General features: G+C 65.2%; 19 protein-coding genes. 11 read left to right on the top strand and 8 right to left on the bottom strand.

Annotated elements, in window-relative coordinates:
• Window positions 1-38: 38 nt before the first annotated feature.
• The gene (locus XI02_RS20875; protein WP_018271416.1) at window positions 39-1,445 is read left to right on the top strand and encodes a M48 family metalloprotease; all 1,407 of its coding nucleotides are present in this window, start codon (window positions 39-41) and stop codon (window positions 1,443-1,445) included.
• 87 nt (window positions 1,446-1,532) lie between these two features.
• Window positions 1,533-2,300: a DsbA family protein gene (locus tag XI02_RS20870; RefSeq protein WP_018271415.1), complete on the top strand. Its 768-nt coding sequence runs from the start codon at window positions 1,533-1,535 to the stop codon at window positions 2,298-2,300.
• Window positions 2,301-2,367: 67 nt separating this feature from the next.
• On the opposite strand, the gene XI02_RS20865 is transcribed toward XI02_RS20870, so the two are convergent.
• Window positions 2,368-2,514 carry a hypothetical protein gene (locus XI02_RS20865; protein ID WP_016840096.1) on the bottom strand — a complete coding sequence of 49 codons (147 nt, stop codon included), beginning with the start codon at window positions 2,512-2,514 and terminating at the stop codon, window positions 2,368-2,370.
• A gap of 175 nt (window positions 2,515-2,689) precedes the next feature.
• Between XI02_RS20865 and XI02_RS20860 the strand changes: the two genes are divergently transcribed.
• The 8 genes from XI02_RS20860 (at window position 2,690) to XI02_RS20825 (ending at window position 10,276) form a co-directional block, all read left to right on the top strand.
• Entirely contained in the window at window positions 2,690-3,511 is an 822-nt protein-coding gene (locus tag XI02_RS20860) for a DUF1236 domain-containing protein (RefSeq protein ID WP_018271414.1), read from the top strand.
• Window positions 3,512-3,867: 356 nt separating this feature from the next.
• A complete protein-coding gene (aroQ, locus tag XI02_RS20855; protein WP_016840093.1) occupies window positions 3,868-4,353 on the top strand; it encodes a type II 3-dehydroquinate dehydratase in 486 nt (161 codons plus the stop codon).
• 52 nt (window positions 4,354-4,405) lie between these two features.
• Window positions 4,406-4,900 (top strand): acetyl-CoA carboxylase biotin carboxyl carrier protein, encoded by a 495-nt coding sequence (accB, locus tag XI02_RS20850; RefSeq protein ID WP_018271413.1) that lies wholly within the window; start codon window positions 4,406-4,408, stop codon window positions 4,898-4,900.
• Between the two features lie 24 nt (window positions 4,901-4,924).
• Window positions 4,925-6,283: an acetyl-CoA carboxylase biotin carboxylase subunit gene (accC, locus tag XI02_RS20845; RefSeq protein WP_018271412.1), complete on the top strand. Its 1,359-nt coding sequence runs from the start codon at window positions 4,925-4,927 to the stop codon at window positions 6,281-6,283.
• 99 nt (window positions 6,284-6,382) lie between these two features.
• Complete coding sequence (locus XI02_RS20840) at window positions 6,383-7,912, top strand: CHASE3 domain-containing protein (protein WP_026192712.1); 1,530 nt, start codon at window positions 6,383-6,385, stop codon at window positions 7,910-7,912.
• Window positions 7,909-8,349: a response regulator gene (locus XI02_RS20835; protein ID WP_016840088.1), complete on the top strand. Its 441-nt coding sequence runs from the start codon at window positions 7,909-7,911 to the stop codon at window positions 8,347-8,349. The genes XI02_RS20840 and XI02_RS20835 overlap by 4 nt, the downstream gene beginning before the upstream one ends.
• Complete coding sequence (locus XI02_RS20830; protein ID WP_018271410.1) at window positions 8,346-9,437, top strand: sensor histidine kinase; 1,092 nt, start codon at window positions 8,346-8,348, stop codon at window positions 9,435-9,437. Before XI02_RS20835 ends, XI02_RS20830 begins: the two co-directional genes overlap by 4 nt.
• 203 nt (window positions 9,438-9,640) lie before the next feature.
• Window positions 9,641-10,276 (top strand): hypothetical protein, encoded by a 636-nt coding sequence (locus tag XI02_RS20825; protein ID WP_172648053.1) that lies wholly within the window; start codon window positions 9,641-9,643, stop codon window positions 10,274-10,276.
• A gap of 25 nt (window positions 10,277-10,301) precedes the next feature.
• Here the strand turns inward: XI02_RS20825 and XI02_RS20820 are convergent, their stop codons facing one another.
• From XI02_RS20820 to XI02_RS20790, 7 genes are all read right to left on the bottom strand, one after another.
• Window positions 10,302-10,628 (bottom strand): BA14K family protein, encoded by a 327-nt coding sequence (locus tag XI02_RS20820; RefSeq protein ID WP_244980685.1) that lies wholly within the window; start codon window positions 10,626-10,628, stop codon window positions 10,302-10,304.
• An 11-nt stretch (window positions 10,629-10,639) separates the two neighbouring features.
• Window positions 10,640-10,948 (bottom strand): hypothetical protein, encoded by a 309-nt coding sequence (locus XI02_RS20815; RefSeq protein ID WP_016840055.1) that lies wholly within the window; start codon window positions 10,946-10,948, stop codon window positions 10,640-10,642.
• Window positions 10,949-10,956: 8 nt separating this feature from the next.
• Window positions 10,957-12,429, bottom strand: coding sequence for an efflux transporter outer membrane subunit (locus XI02_RS20810; protein ID WP_244980686.1), 1,473 nt, complete (start codon window positions 12,427-12,429; stop codon window positions 10,957-10,959).
• Window positions 12,430-15,714, bottom strand: coding sequence for an efflux RND transporter permease subunit (locus tag XI02_RS20805; protein WP_018271406.1), 3,285 nt, complete (start codon window positions 15,712-15,714; stop codon window positions 12,430-12,432).
• A gap of 3 nt (window positions 15,715-15,717) precedes the next feature.
• On the bottom strand, window positions 15,718-18,825 hold the full coding sequence (locus XI02_RS20800) for an MdtB/MuxB family multidrug efflux RND transporter permease subunit (protein ID WP_018271405.1): 3,108 nt from the start codon (window positions 18,823-18,825) through the stop codon (window positions 15,718-15,720).
• Window positions 18,822-20,153: an MdtA/MuxA family multidrug efflux RND transporter periplasmic adaptor subunit gene (locus XI02_RS20795; protein ID WP_080650362.1), complete on the bottom strand. Its 1,332-nt coding sequence runs from the start codon at window positions 20,151-20,153 to the stop codon at window positions 18,822-18,824. Before XI02_RS20795 ends, XI02_RS20800 begins: the two co-directional genes overlap by 4 nt.
• Before the next feature lie 178 nt (window positions 20,154-20,331).
• Window positions 20,332-21,777, bottom strand: a complete 1,446-nt coding sequence (locus XI02_RS20790) for a DASS family sodium-coupled anion symporter (RefSeq protein WP_018271403.1) — start codon at window positions 21,775-21,777, stop codon at window positions 20,332-20,334.
• 223 nt (window positions 21,778-22,000) lie between these two features.
• On the opposite strand from XI02_RS20790, the gene aat reads away from it, so the two are divergent.
• Window positions 22,001-22,681 carry a leucyl/phenylalanyl-tRNA--protein transferase gene (gene aat / locus XI02_RS20785; protein ID WP_018271402.1) on the top strand — a complete coding sequence of 227 codons (681 nt, stop codon included), beginning with the start codon at window positions 22,001-22,003 and terminating at the stop codon, window positions 22,679-22,681.
• Window positions 22,682-22,719 lie beyond the last annotated feature (38 nt).

Here is a 22,719-nt window from a genome sequence, read left to right as displayed (position 1 = left end):
TTGTGCCGGCGCGGCCAGTCATTGCCGATAGATCGCCCATGCTGTTCCGCCTCGCGCTTCGCACCAGGACCTTCAAGCTGACCGCGTTCATGACTGCGGTCGCGCTCGCGGTCGGACCCGTCGTCCCTGCGCGAGCCCAGCAAAAAGGCCCGCCGGTGCTGCGCGACACCGAGTCCGAGCAGCTGCTGCGCGAATACACCAGGCCGATCCTGCGCGCCGCAGGTCTCGAGAAGCAGAACATCCAGATCGTGATCATCAACGACGGCTCGTTCAACGCCTTCGTTGCCGACGGCCGGCGCATCTTCGTCAATTACGGCGCGCTGCTGCAATCGGAGACGCCGAACCAGATCATCGGCGTGCTGGCGCACGAGACCGGCCACCTCGCCGGCGGCCATCTCGCCAAGATGCGCGAGCAGCTGGCGCAGGCCCAGACCCAGATGATCATCGCGATGCTGCTCGGCGTCGGCGCGCTTGCCGCGGGTGCGGGCGGCCGCGGTGGCGGCAACGGTCTCTCCAGCGCAGGCGCCGCGGCGATCTCGGCGCCGCAAGCGGTCATTCAGCGCACGCTGTTGTCCTATCAGCGCCAGCAGGAAGAGAACGCCGACCGCGCCGGCGTCAAGTTCCTGAACGCGACCGGACAATCCGCCAAGGGCATGTACGAGACGTTCAAGCGATTCACCGACGAGAGCCTGTTCGCCGCCCGCGGGGCCGACCCCTATCTGCAGTCGCACCCGATGCCGGTCGATCGCGTCTCCGCGCTGCAGGAACTGGCGCGCTCCAGCCCCTATTGGGACAAGAAGGACGATCCGGCGCTGCAGCTGCGCCACGACATGATGCGCGCCAAGATCTCGGGCTTCATGGAGCGGCAGGACACGGTCTACCGCCGCTATCCGCTGTCCAACACCAGCCTGCCGGCACGCTATGCACGCGCGATCACGACCTATCTGCACGGCGATCTGCGATCGGCGATCGCGCAGATCGACGGCTTGATCCAGGTGCAGCCCAACAATCCCTATTTCTACGAATTGCGCGGCCAGGCGCTGCTCGAAGGCGGCCGGCCCGCGGAAGCCGTCGCGCCGCTGCGCCGCGCGGTGCAGCTCTCCAGCAATTCGCCCTTGATCGAGATGCTGCTCGGCCAGGCGCTGGTCGCCTCCGACAACAAGGCCTACACCGACGAGGCGATCAACATGCTGCGCGCCGCCGTGGCGCGCGAGCCCGAGGCGCCGCTCGGCTATACCCAGCTCGCGATGGCCTATGGCCGCAAGGGCGACTATGCCCAGGCCGACCTCGCCTCGGCGCAGGCCGCCTATCTCCGCGGCGACACCAAGACCGCCCGCGACCTTGCGTCACGCGCCAAGACGCGGTTCGCGATCGGCACGCCCGGCTGGGTCAAAGCTGACGACATTGTGAGCGCCAAGCCCATGCCGGGTCAGAAAAACAACTAGAAATAAACCGTAGTTCCATACAACGATCACCGAAACCGGCTCACGGCCTCGCCGATTTTTTGGGCCACCGCGAACAAGGATTTTGTCATGCCAGCGCTTCGTTTTCTTGCCCCTGCCCTGCTCGCGCTCGGCGTTTGCGCCGCGCCGCTTCCGGCGTCCGCGCAGAGCTTCACCGACACCCAGCGCAGCGACATCGAGACCATCGTGCGCAACTATCTGATCGCGCATCCGGAGGTGCTCGAGGAGGCGATGAACGAACTGAGCAAGCGGCAGGCCGCCGCCGAAGCCGAGAAGCATGAACAGAGCGTCGCCAAGAACGCCGACACCATCTTCAATTCGCCGCGCGGCGTCATGCTCGGCAACAAGGACGGCGACGTCACCTTCGTCGAGTTCTTCGATTACAATTGCGGCTACTGCAAGCGCGCGATGTCCGACATGCTTGACCTGATGAAGGCGGATCCGAAGCTGAAGGTCGTGCTGAAGGAATTCCCGGTGCTGAGCCAGGGCTCGGTCGAGGCCGCGCAGGTCGCGGTCGCCGTGCGCATGCAGGATCCGACCGGCAAGAAGTATCTCGATTTCCACCAGAAGCTGCTCGGCGGCCGCGGCGCCGCCGACAAGGCGCGCGCGCTGGCGGTCGCCAAGGAGGTCGGTCTCGACATGGCGAAACTCGAGAAGGACATGGCGAGCCCCGAGGTGAAGGCGACCATCGAGGAGAATTTCCGCCTCGCCGAATCCATGGGCATGAACGGCACGCCGAGCTACGTGATCGGCAAGCAGGTCGTGATCGGCGCCGTCGGCGTCGACAACCTCAAGGAAAAGATCGGCATCGCCCGCTGCGGCAAGGCGACCTGCTGATCGCCGCACGACAGCGCGCATCATCTCGAAAATCCGGCTGCCAGGCAGCCGGATTTTTTTATTGTCGTCACCGAACCGATTCGCGCGGGCCGCAACCAAGGGCCGTCACCAACGACGGAAGTCGCGGGAAGCCGAAATACAGCGCGACCCATCTCGAGATCGAAGAGCATTTGGCGGATTCAATTTCGGCGGCGGCAACGGCCAGCTCGATCATGCGAGCATCGAGTTCGACTGGGCCTGCGGTTGAAGCAGCCGCGCATTCATCTCGCGCGTTCATCGCGCATTCACACCTAAAGAACAAACCGCAAGGAACCGCAAATCAACAGGAACATCGCACAGGCTCTCTCGTTGTCGGCGCGGGCAATGCTGAAAAACGAGGAGGAATTACGATGTCTAACCGCTTTCTGATTTCGGTCGCGGCTGCGGCTCTGCTCGCCGGCACCGGCCTTGCGAATGCGCAGGGCGCGGGCGGCGCTAACAAGGAGTCCGGGGCCGGCGGTGGCGCAACCACACAGCACAGCGCACCGTCCGGTGGTGCATCGTCAGGCACGATGCAACGCGATACGGGCGGCATGAAGGGTTCCGAGCATTCCACCACCGGTGAGTCCCCGAGCACGAAGGGTGCAGAGTCCGACAAGTCCGGCGCGGCCACCAAGGGTGCGCAGGACAGTACCCAAAAGTCGAAGGGCATGAGTTCGGAGAACGATGCGGCCAAGGGCTCCAAGGAGGGCTCGAAGGACATGAAGGCCGAGGGTCGCGACAAGAGCGGCAACATGAAAGCCGAGGAGCGTGACAAGAGCGGCAAGATGAACGCCGAAAGCCGCGACAAGAGCGGTGCCGGTGCCACGACCAACCAGAACGCTCAGACCAAGAGCCCGGCCGACCCCAACCGCGCGCAGACCAACGACACGAGCCGCACGCAGACCACGACCGGTAACGCGGCAACGTCGGCCACCGCGGCTCCGCCGGCCGAGAAGCGCACCCAGATCACGACCGCGATCAAGTCGGAGCACGTGACCGAAGCCACCAACGTCAACTTCAACGTGGCGGTCGGCACCCGCGTTCCGGCCGACATTCACTTCTACCCGGTGCCGGAGCGGGTCGTGACGATCTACCCGCAGTGGCGCGGCTATCAGTTCATCCTGGTCAAGGGCCGCTACGTGATCGTGCAGCCTGAGACCCATGAGATCGTCTACATCATCGAGGGCTAGACCGGCCTCGGTGCGAGGGCGCCAAGACGGGCCTTCGAAAACGGGCCCTCGCCTTCATCTCGACCCCGCCCCCTTTCGGGGCGGGGTCTTGCTTTCGGCCGCACCCCCCCCATCACGCCGGCCGGAGCGCCCGCCGGAGGCAGCTTCCGCAAGATTTGGTTAATCAGCATTTTCCGTAGGTTAGGGCCGCCATCTAACAGGGCGGAGGAAGTTGTTGAAGACGTTCCGATTTCACCTAAAGACTTCCCCTTCGGCCGGTTGTTACCTATAACCCGGCCCACTCCACCCCTTGTCGGCCCCCCGTCGGAACCCTTGGCCGGAACCCTTGGCCGGAACCCCTGGCAGGAAATTTTGGAATGGCTGCTGCCGGAACGATCTATGTGCTGAACGGCCCGAACCTCAATCTGCTGGGGACGCGCGAGCCGGAGACCTACGGCCATGCCACCCTCGCCGATGTCGAGAAGCTGTGTGCGGACACCGCGCGCCAGTTCGGGTTGACCGCCGACTGCCGGCAGTCCAACCGCGAGGGTGAACTGATCGATTTCATCCATGAGGCTCACGCCAAGAAGGCGGTCGGCATCATCATCAACGCCGGTGGCTACTCTCATACCTCGATCGCGCTGCATGACGCGCTGGTCGCGGTCAAGATTCCCGCGGTCGAAGTTCATGTCAGCAACATCCATGCCCGCGAAAGCTTCCGGCATCACTCGTTCACTGCTAAAGCCGCCTTCGCGTCACTTTGCGGCTTCGGTATCGACGGCTACCGGCTTGCCATCATCGGCCTCGCCACCAGGATCGGCGCCAAGATCGATGCCAAGATCGACGCCAAGCCAAAGACTTAATCGTCAATCCTGACGTTCCCCGTCACCAGACAGAGATTTTGGATCACAGAGCATGGCGCGCCAGCCAGACGACAAATCAGCCGCAAAATCCAAGAACGACTCCAAGAGCGACGACAGCGTCCTCATTCGCGAGCTCGCGCTGCTGCTCGCGGAAACCAATCTGACCGAGATCGAGATCGAGCGTGCCGGCCTGCGTGTCCGTGTCGCACGCAACATCAGCATCGCGGCCTCGGTGCCAACCGTGGCGAGCGTTGCCGCACCGGCCGCGGTGGCCGTCCCGGTGGCTGCGGCTGCGACCGATCTCGCCAAGCACCCGGGCGCCGTGCCCTCGCCGATGGTCGGCACCGCCTATTGGGCGCCCGAGCCGGGCGCCAAGCCGTTCATTGAAGTCGGCACCAAGGTCAGCGCCGGCCAGACGCTTCTGATCATCGAGGCGATGAAGACGATGAACCAGATTCCGTCGCCGCGCGCGGGCACCGTGACGCAGATTCTCGTCGAGGACGGCCAGCCGGTCGAATTCGGCGAGCCGCTCGTCATCATTGAATAGCTTCCGTCAACACCAGGCGCTGCGATGTTCGACAAGATCCTCATAGCCAATCGCGGCGAGATCGCGCTTCGCGTGCTGCGCGCCTGCAAGGAGCTCGGCATCTCGACCGTCGCGGTGCATTCCACCGCCGACGCCGACGCCATGCATGTGCGGCTCGCCGACGAGAGCGTGTGCATCGGCCCGCCGCCGTCGAAGGATTCCTATCTCAACGTGCCGGCGCTGCTCGCGGCGTGCGAGATCACCGGCGCCGACGCCGTGCATCCCGGCTACGGCTTCCTGTCCGAGAACGCGCGCTTCGCCGAGATCCTCGCCGACCACAATCTGGGCTTCATCGGACCGAAGGCCGAGCACATCCGCCTGATGGGCGACAAGATCGAAGCCAAGAAGACCGCCAAGCGCCTCGGCATTCCCGTGGTGCCCGGCTCGGACGGTGCGGTGACCTCGGAGGCCGACGCACTCGCGATCGGCAGGGAGATCGGCTTCCCGGTGCTGGTGAAGGCGGCGGCCGGCGGCGGCGGCCGCGGCATGAAGGTCGCCCACACCGAGGCTGACCTCGCGCTGGCGCTCTCGACCGCGGCCAACGAGGCCAAGTCGGCATTCGGCGACGCCTCGGTCTACCTGGAAAAATACCTGCAGAAGCCGCGCCACATTGAGATCCAGATTCTCGGCGACGGCCGCGGCGGCGCCATCCATCTCGGCGAGCGCGACTGCTCGCTGCAGCGCCGCCACCAGAAGGTCTGGGAGGAAGGCCCCTCGCCCGTGCTCGCGGCGGCGGCGCGCGCCACGATCGGCGAGACCTGCGCCAAGGCGATGCGGGACATGAAATATCTCGGCGTCGGCACCATTGAATTCCTCTACGAGGACGGCGAGTTCTATTTCATCGAAATGAACACGCGCATCCAGGTCGAGCATCCCGTCACCGAAAGCATCACCGATATCGATCTGGTGCTGGAGCAGATCCGGATCGCCGCCGGCGGCGACCTTCCGGCCAAGCAGAACGACATCGCGATCATCGGCCACGCCATCGAGTGCCGCATCAATGCGGAGAACCCGCAGACCTTCCGTCCCTCGCCCGGACGGATCACGCAATTCCATCCGCCTGGCGGCCTCGGCGTGCGGATCGATTCCGCCGTCTATCAGGGCTACGTGATCCCGCCCTATTACGACTCGCTGGTCGGCAAGCTGATCGTGCACGGCAAGACCCGCGGCGAATGCCTGATGCGGCTGCGCCGGGCGCTGGACGAGATGGTGGTCGACGGGATCGAGACGACGCTGCCGCTGTTCCGTGCGCTGGTGCGGGAGCCCGACATCATCGAGGGCGACTACCACATTCACTGGCTGGAGCAGTACCTCGCCGGTCAGCCGTCCGACGCCGCAAAATAGTTCGGAACTCCGTGGAACCCGGCCCTTCCTCAAACGTATTATAGGGTTATTGGCTTTCCACGGGGACGCGTTGAATCCCACTCCCATAGCGAGATCGTCGTGACGCTCGTTTCACGACGCCGGTCGACGTTACAGATCCTCCTGCTGTCGGCGGGATTTTTCGTGCTGGTCGCGGTCAGCGTGGCGTCGGTCCTGCTAGTCAACAAGGCGCGCGAGGACAACGCCTGGGTGATTCACACCGTCGAGACCGACAGCCAGATTGCCAATCTGCTGCTCGACATCAGGCGCGCCGAAAGCGCCACCCGGGCGTATCTGCTGACATCAGCACCACAATACCTGTCCGAGTACCAGTCCGCGGCAGCGGGAGTCCCGGCCGCGCTCAACCATCTCCAGATGATGACCGCGGACAATCCGGCGCAGGTCGCCAATGCCGCGAAGCTCAAAGCCGCGGTCGAGCAACGGCTGGCCGAGTTCGCGCTCAGCATCGAGCGCGTCAAGAACAACGACACCGCGACCAGCATCGACATCTTGCGCAAGGGCACGTCGACCGATGCGTTGGAGGCAATCGCCCGGATCGGCCGCGACATCCGTACCGAGGAGGATCGCCTGCTGGCGGTACGCACCGCGACGGCCGACAAGACCCAGGTGCTGGCCTCCTCAGTCACGATCGCCGGCTCCTGCATGGTGCTGGCGCTCGCCGCTCTCTCGGTGGTGCTGCTGCGGCGATCGTCGCGGGCGCGCGACGAGGCCGAGGCGAGGCTGCGCGACAGCAACATCAATCTCGAGACCATCGTCGACGAACGCACCTCCGACCTGCGCGAGGCCAACGAGGAAATCCAGCGCTTCGCCTATATCGTCAGCCACGATCTGCGCTCGCCACTGGTCAACATCATGGGCTTCACCAGCGAGCTCGAGGAACTGCGCGGCGACATCTTCAAGCGGATCGCCACGCTCAATCGCGCCGCGTCGCTGGCACCTGCGATGCCGGAAGACGCGACCGATGTGGCCGAGCCCGAGCTCGAAGGCTCCGACAAGCAGCTATCCGACGATTTCAACGAATCGCTCGGCTTCATCAAATCGTCGATCGCCAAGATGGACCGCCTGATCAGTGCGATCCTCAATCTGACCCGAGAGGGCCGCCGCGAGTTCAAGCCCGAACGGATCGATCTGCGCGAGCTGATCGACGGCATCGTCAAGACGGTGGCTCACCAGGCCGTCGAGGCCAATGCGACGGTCGAGGTCGGCGCGTTGCCCAATATCGTCAGCGACCGCCTCGCGCTGGAGCAGATTTTCTCCAATCTGATCGACAATGCACTCAAGTACCTCAGGAACGGCGTTCCCGGCGAGATTTCGATCGAGGGCCGCACCAAGCTCGGCTTCGCGATCTTCGAGGTCACCGACAACGGCCGCGGCATCGATCCGAAGGACCATCAGCGCATCTTCGATTTGTTCCGTCGCGCCGGAACCCAGGACAAGCCCGGTCAGGGCATCGGGCTTGCCCATGTCCGCGCACTTGTGCGCAGACTGGGCGGCACCATGTCGGTAGCATCGGAACTTCACAACGGCAGCACCTTCACGATCACGCTGCCTATCAATTGGTCAGGCAAGAATCGGGACAAAGTGACATGAGTGATCCAGTCACCATCATCATGATCGAGGACGACGAGGGCCATGCCCGCCTGATTGAGCGGAATATCCGGCGCTCAGGTGTCAACAATGAGATCATCCCGTTCACCAACGGTACAGAGGCCGTCAACTACCTGTTCGGCAAGGATGGCAGCGCCGTCGAGCGCAAGGGCCAGGCCCTGCTGATCCTGCTCGATCTCAATCTGCCCGACATGACCGGCATCGATATTCTGAAGCGGGTCAAGGAGAACAAGTATCTCAAGTCGACGCCGGTGGTCGTGCTGACCACGACCGACGACTCCCAGGAGATCAAGCGTTGCTACGAGCTCGGTTGCAACGTCTACATCACCAAGCCGGTGAACTACGAAAGCTTTGCCAACGCCATTCGCCAGCTTGGCCTGTTCTTTTCGGTGATTCAGGTGCCGCCGGCTGCCTTATGACCAACGCAACGCCGACACTGCTCTACATCGACGACGACGCGGCGCTGGCGCGCCTCGTCGAACGCGGGCTGACGCGCGCGGGCTACAAGGTCGTGCACGCCGCAAGCGGCCAGGAAGGCCTCGACCGGCTCGGCCAGGGCGGCATCGACGTCGTCGCGCTCGACCAGTACATGCCCGGCCTCGACGGGCTGGAGACGCTGGAGCAGATCCTCAAGATACCGGACGCCCCGCCGGTGGTGTTCGTCACGGCGTCGCAGGATTCGGCGATCGCCGTCACCGCGCTGAAGGCCGGTGCGGCGGACTATCTGGTCAAGGACGTCAGGGGCGAATTCATCCCCCTGCTCCAGGTCGCGGTGAACGGCGCGATCCGGCAGGCCGCACTCCAGAAGGCGCGCGATGAAGCCGAGGCCGAGGTGCACGCTTCGCGCGACCGCTATGCCGCGCTCGCCGCAGAGCGTGAGGTTCTGCTCCGCGAGGTCAACCATCGCGTCGGCAATTCGCTGCAGATCATCGCCTCGCTGCTGCATCTGCAGGCCAACTCCGCGACCCAGCAGGATGTGAAGGCCGCGCTCACCAACGCGATGGGGCGCGTCGCGGCCGTCGCACAGGTGCACCGCCGCCTCTACACCTCGCACGACTTCAAGACGGTGATGCTCAACCAGTATCTCGAGGCGCTGCTCGAGGATCTCCGGCGATCGGCCGAAGGCAACAAGATGTCGCGGCTGACCCTGAAGGCCGACCCGATCGAGATCGATCCCGACCGCGCGGTCGCGATCGGCATCATCGTCAACGAGCTGGTGATGAACGCCGTGAAGTACGCCTATCCCGATGGCGCCGGCCCGATCCATGTCGAGCTGAAGCCGCAGGGCGACGATCTGCAACTCGCGATCAGCGACGACGGCGTCGGTTTTTCCGACAAGGCCGATCCGCGCGGCACCGGCATGGGCCAGCGCATCGTCAGCGCGATGGCCGCCAAGCTCGATGCCAGCGTCGAGCGCGACCCCGGCCACAAGGGCACCCGCTTCGTGGTGCGGTTCGCCCGCGTCAGCCCGGCGCTCGACAAATCGACAAGCGCCGCCGCCAGCTAATGCCGCAAATTTCGGCAAATTCGATTGATTTGTCCGGTTCGCTTTAACGACTACGTCATGCTGCTGATGGATCGCGGCCCGCCGAGCCTGACCGGTTAAGAAAGTTCTGGGCGTCCTTCGCGATGCTTGTGCCAACTGCTTGGCAGGAGCGGCACGCGATGTTCGGACGCAGGCCAGTTTTTGGAAAGAAGCAAGAGACGACCTTGGGCGAGCTCAAGGAGACCGCGCGTCCAGTGCCGGGCGCCGAATGCGCGACGCCCGCTTTTCACAAGCAGCAGTGGGATCACCCGCTGATCGGCTCGATGCTGCGCGATGCGGGCTTCGCGCCTGACGACGAAGCCGGCATCGTGCCGACGGCCGACAATCGCCTTGCCGTGTTCGCCGCGGCCAGCAAGCGATTGCAGGATCGTACCGAGACCTTCAATCGCGACATGACGGCGCGGCACGGCCATTGCCACGCGGTGCCGTTCCTGGTCATCGACCAGAAGATCTGGGATGGACCGCATGGCGCGTTTCTCTACGCGCAGATGGGGCTGATCGGCTACGACGAGTGGAACGTGATCATGCTGGCAGGAGACCCGCAGACCACGGCGTCATGCGGCCTGGCAGGCCATCCCGGCTTCCTGCCATCCGTGACGCAAGTCATGACCGAGCATGTGATCGCGTGGAAGGCGAGGCACAACGCCCTGCTCGAGACATTCGGGATCACCGCGACCGGTGGCCGGGATATCTCGGATGAACAATACGAGATGGAAAAGGACACCCTGCGCAACGAAATCATCGACAAGGCCGGCTGGATGAAGCCGCGCATCATCGAGGAGCTCTTGCGCAAGGCCTAGAGGCATCAAGCCTCTCCGAAGCGCCTCACTCGTGCCTGCCGCGGTGCCGCGGTGCGCGCTGCGGACGGCAATCCTGACACCGTGCGCCAAACACCACCTGCGACGGATAGGGCCGCGCAGAATGCCACGGCGTCGAGCCGAACAGGCCGGCCGCACCGAAGCCTGCGCTGAAGGGATCGACGGCGAAATTGCCGGGGAAATAGCCGTTGCTGCGAAAATCGCGGTCGTCGTCCCTGCCGTCGAAATACGCGCCGCCGGTGCTGCCGTAGCGCATCGGCCGCTGCTGGGCCGACGCCGCGGCTACGCTCAGCGCGATGACGGCGCAGGCGATCAGTCCTCTCATGGCAATCATGGCCGAAACCCTCATTGCGGAAGGGTGCCCCAGTCGCCCTTCCAGGCGATCAAGCGTCCCTTGCCGAATTGCAGATAGAGCCCGTCGCTGCGCCTCGACAGCACGCTGCCCCTGACATTGGGCAGCGCGACGAACAATTCATTGCCCGGCGTGCCGCGCACGTAATTCAGGGGAACGCCGAGCGACTGGCTGGCCTTCGCGGCGCTCATGCCGAAGGCGAGCGGAACGCTGTTGGGCGGCCGTTGCTGCGCGCGGGACGCGTCGGTCAATACGCCCAGCGCGATGACGAGGACAACGAGGAGTGTCGCGAAACGCTGCATGGCTGACCTCATGGCACCGCCGCCGCCAGCGTACCGGCGGGCGTCCAGCCGCCGCCGAGCGCCTGGAACAGGCTGCTCGCCGCCAGCAGCTTGTTGAGCCGGACCGTGACCAGATTGTTTTCGGCGGTGAACAGCGTCTGCTGAGCCTGCAGCACCGTGATCAGGTTGACCGTGCCGCCGCGCAACTGCGTCTCGGCGACCTCGAACGCCTTGCGCGAGGCGGCGACGACGTCGGACTGCAGGCGCTCCTGCAATGTGTACTTCTGCAACGCGATCAGCGCCTTCTCGACATCGGCGAAGGCCGACAGCACCGCCTTGCGATAGGCCTGCAGGTTTTGCAGTTGCTGGCCCTTGGCGAGCTTGAGCTGGCTCTCCAGCAGGAAACCGTCGAACAGCGGCTGGGTCAGCCCGGCGGCGAGCGTGTAGTACCAGGCGCCCGGCGCAAACAGCGCGGCGAGCGCCGCGCTCTGGAAACCGGTGGTGCCGGTCAGCTGAATCTGCGGAAAGAACGCCGCGCGCGCCGCATCGACGCTGAAATTGGACGACGCCAGTTGCGCCTCGGCCTCGCGGACGTCAGGCCGCTGGTAGAGCAATTCCGACGGCAGTCCCGGCGTGACGCGCGGCACTGCGATCTGCGTGGTGGACCCGCCGCGGACCTTGAAATCGGCCGGGGCGCGCGCCACCAGCACGGCGAGCGCCGCACTGCTCTGTCCGACCGTGACCTCGAGCGGCGGGATCGCCGCGCGCTGCGTGGCGACCAGTGCCTCCTGCTGCGACAGATCGAGCTGCGAAGCGGTGCCGCCGGCGAATTGCGACTTGATCAGCGCAAGGATGCGCTCGGCCGCCGCGAGGTTGCGGCGGGTGACCTTGATCTGGTCCTGCGCCGCCAGCAGCTGGAAATAGGTATTGGCGACCGTCGCCATCGTGGTCAGCGCGACCACCTCGCGATTGTAGCGCGCGACGGTCGCACTCTCCTCCGAGGCCGACAGCGTCGCGCGGTTCTTGCCCCAGAAATCGACGATGTAGCTTGCGCTCAGCCCGAGGCTGTACTGCGAGAAAGTGCCGCTGGTGCCGAACGACGAACTGGATCCCGTTGCCACACGCTGACGCTCGGCATTCGCCGATCCGGAGATGGACGGCAGCAGCGCGGCGCCGGACACGCCGACCTGGGCATCGGCCTGCACGATCTGGGCGATCGCCACCGCGATGTCGAGATTGTAGAGCTGCGCGGATTCCATCAGCCCGGTCAATTCGGGCGAGCGGAAGCCGCGCCACCAGGCGAGCGCCGGAACGGCCGCGTCGGCATCGCCCTTGGCCGCAGTCTTGTAGCTCGCCGGCACTTCGAGGCTGAGCTCGGGCTTCTCCGCCCCGAGGATGCAGCCGGACAGGCCGAGGCTGAGGCCGCCGAACGCCGCCACGCGCAGAAACCGGATCGGCTTGCGCACCAACTGAAGATTTCGCAACGCTGCACCTGTCGGCATTTACTCGCCCGGTTGAAGTGAGGAGCCCGGCATCCGCATCGCGCCGCCGCGGCGCACGCGCTGGGCCCACAGGCGGAACCGGTCGAGATAGAGGTAGATGACCGGCGTCGTGTACAGCGTGAGGACCTGGCTCAGGATCAGGCCACCGACGATGGCGATTCCGAGCGGCTGCCGCAGCTCGCCGCCGTCGCCCATGCCGATCGCCAGCGGCACCGCCCCGAGCAGCGCGGCCATCGTCGTCATCATGATGGGGCGGAAGCGCAGCAGGCAGGCCTCCCGGATCGCCTCGAGCGGCTCCAGCCCGCGCCTGCGTTCCGCCTCCAGCGCAAAGTCGATCATCATGATGGCGTTCTTCTTCACAATGCCGATCAGCAGGATGACGCCGATCAGCGCCATGATACTGAACTCGGTCTTGAATGCCATCAGCGCCAGCAAGGCGCCCACACCCGCCGAGGGCAATGTGGACAAGATGGTCAGCGGATGGATGTAGCTTTCGTAGAGCACGCCCAGCACGATGTAGATCGCGACCAGCGCGGCAAGGATCAGGAACGGCTGGTTGCTCAGCGAGTCCTGGAACGCCTTGGCGGTACCCTGGAAGGTGCCGCGGATCGTGGCCGGGACCCCGATCCGGTTCATGGTCGCCTCGATGCTGCCGACCGCCGTGCTCAGCGACACGTTCGGCGGCAGGTTGAACGAGATGGTGTTGGCGACCAGCAGGCCCTGGTGATTGACCGCAAGCGGCGTCGCGCCCTGCTTGAACGCCGCAACCTCCGACAGCGGGATCATGGTCTCGCTGCTGGTGGAGACGGCCGATCCGGTCGAGGCCACGCCCTTCCCGGTCGAACCGATCGAATTGGTGGCCTGGTTGCGCGCGGCCTGAGCGTTGGCCGCACTGGCCGCGCTCGAGGTGCCTGGCGCAACGACCGTGCCCGCCACCGCGTTGGTCGATTGCGAGCCGCCGACCGATCCGCCGGACGTGCTGATATAGACGTCCTTCAGCGTCTCCGGATTCTGCCAGTAGCGTGGCGCGACCTCCATGATGACGTGATACTGGTTGCGCGCGACATAGATCGTCGACACCTGCCGCTGGCCGAAGGCATCGTAGAGGGTGTTGTCGATCTGGCTCACCGTGATGCCGAGCCGGGCCGCGGCGTCGCGGTCGATCACGAGATCGGATTCCAGGCCCTTGTTCTGCTGGTCGCTGTTGACGTCGGCGAGATCAGGATCGCGCTGCAGGGCCGCGGCGATCTTCGGCGTCCATTCATTGAGCTCCTCCAGCGTCGAACCCTGCAGCGTGTACTGATACTGCGCGTTCGAGGCCCTGCCCCCGACCCGGATGTCCTGCACCGCCTGCAGGAACAGGCTCGCGCCCGGCACCACCGACAACTCGCGGCGCAGCCGCGCGATCACGCCGTCGGCGCCGATCTTGCGCTCATCGAGCGGACGCAGCGAGACGAACACGAAGCCGGAATTGGTCTGCCCGCCGCCGGTGAAGCCGACCGCCGTCTCCACCGCCGGATCGCGCTTGATGATGCCGACGAACTGCGCGAGCTTCTGCTGCATCAGCTGGAACGACACGCTCTGGTCGGCCTGGATCGAGCCGACCAGCCGGCCGGTGTCCTGCTGCGGGAAGAAGCCCTTCGGGATCACGTCGTAGAGATAGAAGTTGAGGCCGAACACCGCCGCCAGGATCAGCATCACCGACAGCGGATGCGCCAGCGCCGCGGTCAGCGTCCTGCGGTAGAAATTGAGCATCGACTCGAAGAAGCGCTCGCTCGCCCAATAGAGCCGGCCATGGCCGCCGGCGTCCGGCTTGAGCAGCACGGCGCACATCATCGGCGTGGTCGCCAGCGAGACCGCGAGCGAGATCAGGATCGAGATCGAGATCACCATCGCGAACTCGCGGAACAGCCGCCCGACGATGCCGGCCATCAGCAGGATCGGGATGAACACCGCGATCAGCGAGATGCTCATCGACAGCACGGTGAAGCCGACCTCGTTGGCGCCCTTCAGCGCGGCCTCGAGCGGGCTCAGCCCCTGCTCGATGTAGCGGATGACGTTCTCCAGCACGACGATGGCGTCGTCGACCACGAAGCCGGTCGCGACCGTCAGCGCCATCAGGGAGAGGTTGTCCAGGCTGTAGCCGAACAGGTACATCGCCCCGAAGGTCGCGACCAGCGACACCGAGACCGCCACCACCGGGATGAAGGTGGCGCGCGCATTGCGCAGGAACGCGAACACCACGATGATGACCAGCAGCACCGCCAGAACGAGGGTTCGCTCGACGTCCCGGAGCGAGGTGCGGATGGTGGTCGAACGGTCAACCGCAAAGCCGATGTCGATCGCCGGCGAGACCGATGCCTGCAGCTGCGGCATCAGCCCCTTCACGAGGTCGACGGTACTGATGATGTTGGCGTTCGGCTGCCGGTAGAGGATGATCAGAACCGCCGGCTTGCCGTTGGCGAGCCCGGCATTGCGCAGGTTCTCGACGCCATCGGCCACCTCGCCGACGTCGGAGAGATGAACCGGCGCGCCATTGCGGTAGGCCACGATCAGCGATTTGTAGTCATCGGCCTTGTTGGCCTGGTCGTTGGCGTAGATCTGGTAGCGCTGGTCGCCGACGTCGATGCCGCCCTTGGGGCTGTGGGCGTTGGCGCTCGACAGCGCCGCGCGGACGTCTTCCAGACCGATGCCGTATTTGTAGAGCGCCTGCGGGATCAGATCGACGCGCACGGCCGGCAGCGAGCTGCCGCCGACCACGACCTCGCCGATGCCCTCGACCTGCGACAGCTTCTGCGCCAGCACGGTGGAGGCGGCGTCGTAGAGATCGCCGCGCGTCAGCGTATCCGACGTCAGCGTCAGGATCAGGATCGGCGCGTCGGCCGGATTGACCTTGCGATAGGTCGGATTGCTGCGCAGGCTGGTCGGCAGGTCGGCCCGCGCGGCATTGATCGCGGCCTGCACGTCGCGCGCCGCGCCGTTGATATCGCGGTTCAGCCCGAACTGCAGCGTGATGCGGGTCGAGCCGACCGAGCTCGACGACGTCATCTCGGTGACATCGGCGATCTGGCCGAGATGGCGCTCGAGGGGACTGGCGACCGTGGTCGCGACATCTTGCGGGCTGGCGCCGGGCAGCGTCGCCTGCACCGAGATCGTCGGGAAGTCCACCTGCGGCAGCGGCGACACCGGCAGCTTGAAGAACGCGACGATGCCGGCCGCCGCGAGCCCGAACGTCAACAGCGTGGTTGCGACCGGCCTACGGATGAAGGGCGTTGACGGATCCATGGCTCAACGCGACCCGCTCGCCTCGCCGATCTCGTCCGCCCGCCCGGCAAACCGCAGCGCGAGGCGATCGAACCAGAGGTAGATCACCGGTGTCGTGAACAGGGTCAGCAGCTGGCTCACCAGGAGGCCGCCGACGATCGAAATGCCGAGCGGATTCCGCAGCTCGGAGCCCGCGCCGCTGCCGAGCATCAACGGCAGCGCGCCGAGGACAGCTGCCATCGTCGTCATGATGATCGGCCGGAACCGCAGCAGGCAGGCCTGGTAGATCGCCTCCCGCGGCGGCTTGCCCTCGTTGCGCTCGGCATCGAGCGCGAAGTCGATCATCATGATCGCATTCTTCTTCACGATGCCGATCAGGAGGATGATGCCGATGATCGCGATGATGGTGAGATCCTGGCCGGCCATCATCAGCGCCAGCAGCGCGCCGATCCCGGCCGAAGGCAGCGTCGAGAGGATGGTCAAGGGATGGATGAAGCTCTCATAGAGCACGCCGAGCACGATATAAACCGTGATGATCGCGGCCAGGATCAGGAACAGCTGGTTGGAAAGCGAGGACTGGAACGCCAGCGCCGCGCCCTGGAAGCTCGTGATCATGCCGAGCGGCTGGTTGATGTCGGCCTGCGCCTGCTTGATCGCCGTCACCGCCCCGCCGAGGGAAGCGCCCGGGGCGAGATTGAACGAGACGGTCGCCGACGGGAACTGGCCGAGATGGGAGATCTGCAGCGGCGCGGTCTCCACCCGCATCTTGGCCATCACAGACAGCGGCACCGGCGTCGAGCCCACCGATGACGGCAAATAGATCGACGACAGCGAATCCAGCGAATTCTGCAGCGACGGATCGGCTTCCAGAATCACGCGGTACTGGTTCGAATTGGTGAAGACGGTCGAGACGATGCGCTGGCCGTAGGAATCGTACAGCGCGTTGTCGATCGTCGCCGGCGTGATGCCGAACCGCGCCGCCTGGTCGCGGTCGATGTCGACGAACACCGAAAGCCCCTGCGCCGAGATGTCGCTGGTGACGTCGCTGAGCTCGGGCAATTCCCGGAGCTTGTCGACCAGCTTCGGCGTCCATTCCGCAAGCTCGTTCGGATCGGCATCCTGCAGGATGAACTGGTACTGCGTCCGGCTCACGGTGCCTTCGATGGTGAGGTCCTGGACCGGCTGCATGTAGAGCGTGATCCCGGTCAGATCAGCCGTGCTCGCCTTGATCCGGTCCATGATCGTCGAGACATTGGCCTTGCGCTGCTCATGCGGCTTCAGATTGATCAGGATGCGGCCGCTGTTCAGCGTCGTGTTGGTGCCGTCGACGCCGATGAACGACGACAGGCTCTGCACGTCCGGATCCTTCAGGATCGCGCTGGCGAGCCGCTGCTGCCGCTCGGCCATCGCCGCATAGGACACCGATTGCGGCGCCTCGGAGATCGCCTGGATCACGCCGGTGTCCTGCACCGGAAAGAAGCCCTTGGGGATGACGACGTAGAGCAGCGCCGTCAGGCCAAAGGTGGTTAGCGCGATCAGCAGCACGAAGGTCTGGCGATCCAGCACCCAGTTGAGCATCCGGGCGTAGATCGCGATGACGGCATCGAAGGCTTCGCGGCTGAGCCGCTGGAAGGTGTTCTCGCGCGCCATGGCCTCCGGCTTCAGCAGCTTCGCGCAGGCCATCGGCACCAGGGTCAGCGACACCACGGCGGAGATCAGGATCGTGACCGACAGCGTGATGGCGAATTCGCGGAACAGGCGGCCGACGACGTCGCCCATGAAGAGCAGCGGGATCAGCACCGCGATCAGCGACACCGTCAGCGAGATGATGGTGAAGCCGATCTGCTCGGACCCGCGCAACGCCGCCTCGAGCGGCGACTCGCCCTCCTCGATGTAGCGCGAGATGTTCTCGATCACGACGATGGCGTCGTCGACCACGAAGCCGGTCGCGATCGTCAGCGCCATCAGCGACAGGTTGTTCAGGCTGAAGCCGAACAGGTACATCGCGCCGAGCGTGCCGACCAGCGAGAGCGGCACCGACAGGCTCGGGATCAGCGTGGCGCGGGTCGAGCGCAGGAACACGAAGATCACAAGCACGACCAGAATCACGGCAAGCGACAGCTCATATTCGACGTCGCGGACCGAGGCCCGGATCGTGACGGTGCGGTCGGTCAGGATATTGAGGTCGATCGCGGCCGGCAGCGTCGCCTGCAGCTGCGGCAGCAGGTCCTTGATGCCCTGCACCACCGAGATCACGTTGGCGCCGGGCTGGCGCTGGATGTTGAGGATGATCGCCGGCGTCTCGTTCATCCAGGCGCCGAGCTTGTCGTTCTGCGCGCCGTCGACGACGTTGCCGACGTCGCTGAGGCGGACCGGCGAGCCGTTCTTGTAGGCGATGATCAGCGAGCGGTAGTCGCTGGCATTGCGGATCTGGTCGTTGGCATTGATGGTGTAGGCGCGCATCGCGCCGTCGAAATTGCCCTTCGGCGTGTTGATGTTGGCATTGCCGAGCGTGGTGCGGAGATCGTCGATGTTGAGGCCATAGGCCGCGAGCTTGCGGATGTCGGCCTGGATGCGCACGGCCGGCCGCTGGCCGCCGCTGATGCTGACGAGGCCGACGCCGGGCAGCTGCGAGATCTTCTGCGCCAGCCGCGTGTCGACGAAATCCTGCACCTGGGTCAGGGGCATGGTCTTCGAGGTCAGGCCGAGGGTCAGGATCGGCGCGTCGGCCGGATTGACCTTGGCGTAGATCGGCGGCGCCGGCAGGTCCGACGGCAAGAGATTGCCCGCGGCATTGATCGCGGCCTGCACCTCCTGCTCGGCGACGTCGAGCGAGATCGACAGGCCGAACTGCAGCGTGATCACGGACGAGCCCGCCGAGCTCACCGAGCTCATCTGGGTCAGATTCGGCATCTGGCCGAACTGCACCTCGAGCGGCGCCGTCACCGACGAGGTCATCACGTCGGGGCTCGCGCCCGGATAGAAGGTCTGCACCTGGATGGTCGGATAGTCGACCTCCGGCAGCGCCGCGACCGGGAGAAATCGGAACGCGAGCATGCCCGACAACATGATGGCGATCATCATCAGGGTCGTCGCCACCGGCCGCAGGATGAATGGCCGCGACGGGTTCATTTCTTCTGCCCGTCCTCGGACCGCTTGTGGTGGCCGCCTCCGGGATCAGCGCCGTCCTTACTATCTCCCTTGCCGTCGCCCTTCGCGGCCCCGTTCGCCGCGCCACTCGCCGTCCCCTTGGCCGCAGCCGCCGGGTTGGCGGCATCGGCGGCGGAGCGCACGACCACCTTGGCGCCCTCGCGCAGCTTGTCGGCGCCGTCGATCACGATGCGATCGCCGGGCACAAGCCCGGACAGCACCTCGACCCGGTCGCCGTCGGTGACGCCGAGCTTGACCGGCCGTACCGAGACCGTGCTGTCGGCGTTGACGAGATAGACGAAGGTGCCGGGCACGCCGCGCTGGATGCCGGCGGTCGACATCGTCGTCGCATCCTTGTGGGTATCGAGCAGCAGGCGGACGTTGACGAACTGGTTCGGATAGAGCGTGCGCTTGTCGTTCTCGAACTGCGCGCGCAGTTTGATGGTGCCGGTGGTCGCATCGATCTGGCTGTCGAAGGTCTGCAACGATCCCTCGGCGAGCTTGTTGGCACCACTGCGGTCATAGGCCACCGCCGGCAGCACCGCGCCCTCCTTCAACCGCTTCGCGACCGCCTGCAGATTGTCCTCCGGCAGCGTGAACAGCACGCTGATCGGCTCGAGCTGCGTGATCACGACCAGGCCGTTGGTGTCGCCCGGCGTCACATAGTTGCCGAGATCGACCAGACGCAGTCCGACGCGTCCGTTGATCGGCGACACAATGTGACAATATTGCAAATTCACCTCGGCCGACTTCACCGAGGCGCGATCGGCTTCCACCGTGCCCTGGTACTGCGCAACCAGCGCCACCTGGGTGTCGAGCGTCTGATGCGGCACCGCATTCTGCGCGGCGAGGTTCTGGTAGCGGGTGAGATCGACCTGGGCGCCCTTCAGCTGCGCCTCGTCGCGGGCGAGCTGTCCCTTGGCCTGCGCCAGCGTCGCCTCATAGGGGCGCGAATCGATCTCGGCGATCAGGTCGCCCTTCTTGACCTCATCGCCCTCCTTGAAATCGATCTTCATCAGATAGCCGCTGATCTGGCTCCTGATCGTCACGGTCGCGAGCGACGTCACGGTGCCGAGCGCATTCAGGCTGACGCCGATATCGCCCTTGCCGATCGTCTCCGGCACGATCGACATCGGCCCGGCGGTGCGGCCGCCACCGGCCTGCGGCGGGGCGGCCTGCTGCCGCGTCCACCAGACGATGCCTGCAAGCACCGCCAATACGAGACATCCCGTCAGAAACCCTCGCCAACGCGACCCTCGCCTGGTTCGCTCGGGCGCCACAATCGACGGGTCTTTGATCTGCTGGTCCATAACCTGCCCACGAAGAAACACGAATGAGCTCGCGCGGCTCTATGTGTCCCCTGAACTCCGCGCGCGCCACATCCGACGAAGCATTTTGAAGGCTTCTGCCGGACAAAGCGCGTTAAGAATTGTAAAGGATAGCGGCGCTTCCCGGTCGGCCGCTGTTTCTCGCTGGATTGTGGCTATTTTACCCGATCATTTGTAACCAGGGCAACACGATCAGCAACAATCCGGCAAAGTAGATCAGGCCGAAAATCAGCCCGAATTTCCAGAAGTCGCCTTTGCCGATATAGCCGCTGCCGTAATACATCGGCGCCGGTCCCGTGGCATAGGGCGAGATCACGCCCATCAGGCCCAGCGAATAGACGCAGAGCAGCATCAGGGTCTGCACCGACAGGCCGGGAATACTGGAGCCGACGGCGAGCACCACCGGCAGCACGGCGGCGGTATGCGAGGTGATGCTCGAGAAGAAATAGTGGATCCAGAAGAAGAAGGTGACGAGCAGGATCATCCCGACCAGCGGCGACGTGCCGGAGAGCGGCTTGGCATAGCCCTCGGCCACCCATTTGATGAAGCCGATCTCGTTGAGGCCCGACGACAGCGTGAGCAGCGAGGTGAAATAGAAAAATACCTCCCACGCGCTCTTCTCCGCGACGATGTCCTCGAACGCGATCACGCCGGTCAGCAGCATCAGCGAGATCACGACGAACACGACGGTGGTCGCGTTGATGAAGTTCGAGCCGAGCAGCGGCACGCTGATATTGGGATTGGAGCCGCAGATCCACAGGAACATCGCGAGCACCACCAGCACCGCCATGATCCATTCGTGCCGCGACGGCGGCCCCATCTTGGCGAGCTCGCCCTCGCTCCAGGTCACGATCTCCGGGCTCTCCTTGATCTCGGGCCGGCAGACCAGATAGCTGAGCAGCGGCACCAGCAGCAGCAAGAGGATGCCGAGCGGCGCGAAGCCGATGAACCATTGCGACCAGCCGACCTCGATGTTGACGAGCTTCTTGGCGATCGAGAGCGCGGCGGCGTTCGGCGCCAGCGCGGTCAGGAACAGCGAGCTGGTGACGGCCGTGGTCGCGAACGCGGTCCACATCACGAAGGTGCCGATCTTGCCCGCGGTCGGGCCGGGCTCCGAGCCGTAGATGCGCGGGATGTTGCTGACGATCGGATAGATGGTGCCGCCCGAGCGCGCGGTGTTGGACGGCGTCGCCGGCGCCAGCACGAGATCGGAGAACGCCACCGCGTAGCCGAGCCCGATGGTGCGGCGGCCGAGACCGCGCACCAAGAGCAGCGCCAGCCGGCGGCCGAGCCCGCTCTTGCGATAGCCGATCGAGAACACGAAGGCGCCGACGATCAGCCACACCGTGCTCTCGGAAAAGCCGCCGAGCATCCAGCGCAGCGACTTGTTCGGGTCGTGCTCGACATAGCCGCCGATGCCGGCGACCGTCAGGCCGATCAGACCGACCGCGCCGACCGGCATCGATTCAAGGATCAGCCCGGTGATCACGGCGGCGAACACCGCGAAATAGTGCCACTGATTGGCGTTCAGCCCCGACGGCACCGGGACCAGATAGATCACCAGCCAGACCAGCAACGGCGCAAACGTCCGCCATGACCATTTCATGCAGCGTCCCCCTCACCTGTGTCGATTGTCGGGCGCGCAAGCCACCGTGTCCCGGCAGCGCCGCCATCTTTTTGTTGCAATCTAGCACGACCGCGCAGTCCGTCTCGGGAAACTGCGTCGGAACGGCGCGGCTTGTGGAGGAACCGGCGCGTTTCGTCAACACGTAGCGTCCCGGTGGCAGCCCCCATCGCAAGACCGCCCGCGCTTTGCTATCCTTGGCGCTATGACCTCACGCGACTCCGCCTCCTCCGAGATCACGCCCGAGGTGCTGTTGCGCGCCTATGCCTGCGGCATCTTCCCGATGGCGGAGAGCGCCGACGATCCGACCCTGTTCTGGGTCGAGCCGGAATTGCGCGGCGTGATTCCGTTCGACGGCTTCCGTGTCGCCTCCCGCCTGGCGCGCACCGTGCGCTCGGATGCCTTCACCGTCACCGTCGATACCGCGTTCAAGGCCGTGATCGCCGGTTGCGCGGCGCCGCAGCCCGGCCGCGACGACACCTGGATCAACAAGCGCATCCGCGATCTCTATGTCGGGCTGTACGCGTCGGGCCATTGCCACAGCGTCGAGGTCTGGCAGGACGACAATCTGGTCGGCGGGCTCTACGGCGTCAGCCTCGGCCGGGCCTTCTTCGGCGAAAGCATGTTTCACACCATGCGCGACGCATCGAAGGTCGCGCTGGTGCATCTGGTGGCGCGGCTGATCGCGGGCGGGTTCGAGCTGCTCGACACGCAATATGTGACGGAGCATCTGCGGACGTTCGGCGCGATCGAGATCTCGCGGCGCCGCTATCGCACGCTGCTCGACAAGGCGATCACGGGCGCACCGGCGGATTTCCGCAAACTCGACGCCACCCAGCCGGTCAAGGGCGCCGACGCGCTGGCGATCATCGCCGAGCGCAATTGAAATGACGCGTTGATCACGTAGCCCGGATGAAGCGAAGC

Source organism: Bradyrhizobium sp. CCBAU 21365 (genome assembly GCF_015291305.1).
In the GTDB taxonomy this organism is placed as follows: domain Bacteria; phylum Pseudomonadota; class Alphaproteobacteria; order Rhizobiales; family Xanthobacteraceae; genus Bradyrhizobium; species Bradyrhizobium elkanii.
The sequence above is the reverse complement of the archived record's forward strand: the minus strand, read 5'-3'. Positions and strand labels throughout refer to the sequence as shown.

Bases quoted from the DNA above. Each gene is read 5' to 3' on its own strand.
- XI02_RS20875 (WP_018271416.1), top strand. From the start codon at position 39: ATGCTGTTCCGCCTCGCGCTTCGCACCAGGACCTTCAAGCTGACCGCG.
- XI02_RS20870 (WP_018271415.1), top strand. From the start codon at position 1,533: ATGCCAGCGCTTCGTTTTCTTGCCCCTGCCCTGCTCGCGCTCGGCGTT.
- XI02_RS20865 (WP_016840096.1), bottom strand. From the start codon at position 2,514: ATGATCGAGCTGGCCGTTGCCGCCGCCGAAATTGAATCCGCCAAATGC.
- XI02_RS20860 (WP_018271414.1), top strand. From the start codon at position 2,690: ATGTCTAACCGCTTTCTGATTTCGGTCGCGGCTGCGGCTCTGCTCGCC.
- aroQ (WP_016840093.1), top strand. From the start codon at position 3,868: ATGGCTGCTGCCGGAACGATCTATGTGCTGAACGGCCCGAACCTCAAT.
- accB (WP_018271413.1), top strand. From the start codon at position 4,406: ATGGCGCGCCAGCCAGACGACAAATCAGCCGCAAAATCCAAGAACGAC.
- accC (WP_018271412.1), top strand. From the start codon at position 4,925: ATGTTCGACAAGATCCTCATAGCCAATCGCGGCGAGATCGCGCTTCGC.
- XI02_RS20835 (WP_016840088.1), top strand. From the start codon at position 7,909: ATGAGTGATCCAGTCACCATCATCATGATCGAGGACGACGAGGGCCAT.
- XI02_RS20830 (WP_018271410.1), top strand. From the start codon at position 8,346: ATGACCAACGCAACGCCGACACTGCTCTACATCGACGACGACGCGGCG.
- XI02_RS20820 (WP_244980685.1), bottom strand. From the start codon at position 10,628: ATGATTGCCATGAGAGGACTGATCGCCTGCGCCGTCATCGCGCTGAGC.
- XI02_RS20815 (WP_016840055.1), bottom strand. From the start codon at position 10,948: ATGCAGCGTTTCGCGACACTCCTCGTTGTCCTCGTCATCGCGCTGGGC.
- XI02_RS20810 (WP_244980686.1), bottom strand. From the start codon at position 12,429: ATGCCGACAGGTGCAGCGTTGCGAAATCTTCAGTTGGTGCGCAAGCCG.
- XI02_RS20805 (WP_018271406.1), bottom strand. From the start codon at position 15,714: ATGGATCCGTCAACGCCCTTCATCCGTAGGCCGGTCGCAACCACGCTG.
- XI02_RS20800 (WP_018271405.1), bottom strand. From the start codon at position 18,825: ATGAACCCGTCGCGGCCATTCATCCTGCGGCCGGTGGCGACGACCCTG.
- XI02_RS20795 (WP_080650362.1), bottom strand. From the start codon at position 20,153: ATGGACCAGCAGATCAAAGACCCGTCGATTGTGGCGCCCGAGCGAACC.
- XI02_RS20790 (WP_018271403.1), bottom strand. From the start codon at position 21,777: ATGAAATGGTCATGGCGGACGTTTGCGCCGTTGCTGGTCTGGCTGGTG.
- aat (WP_018271402.1), top strand. From the start codon at position 22,001: ATGACCTCACGCGACTCCGCCTCCTCCGAGATCACGCCCGAGGTGCTG.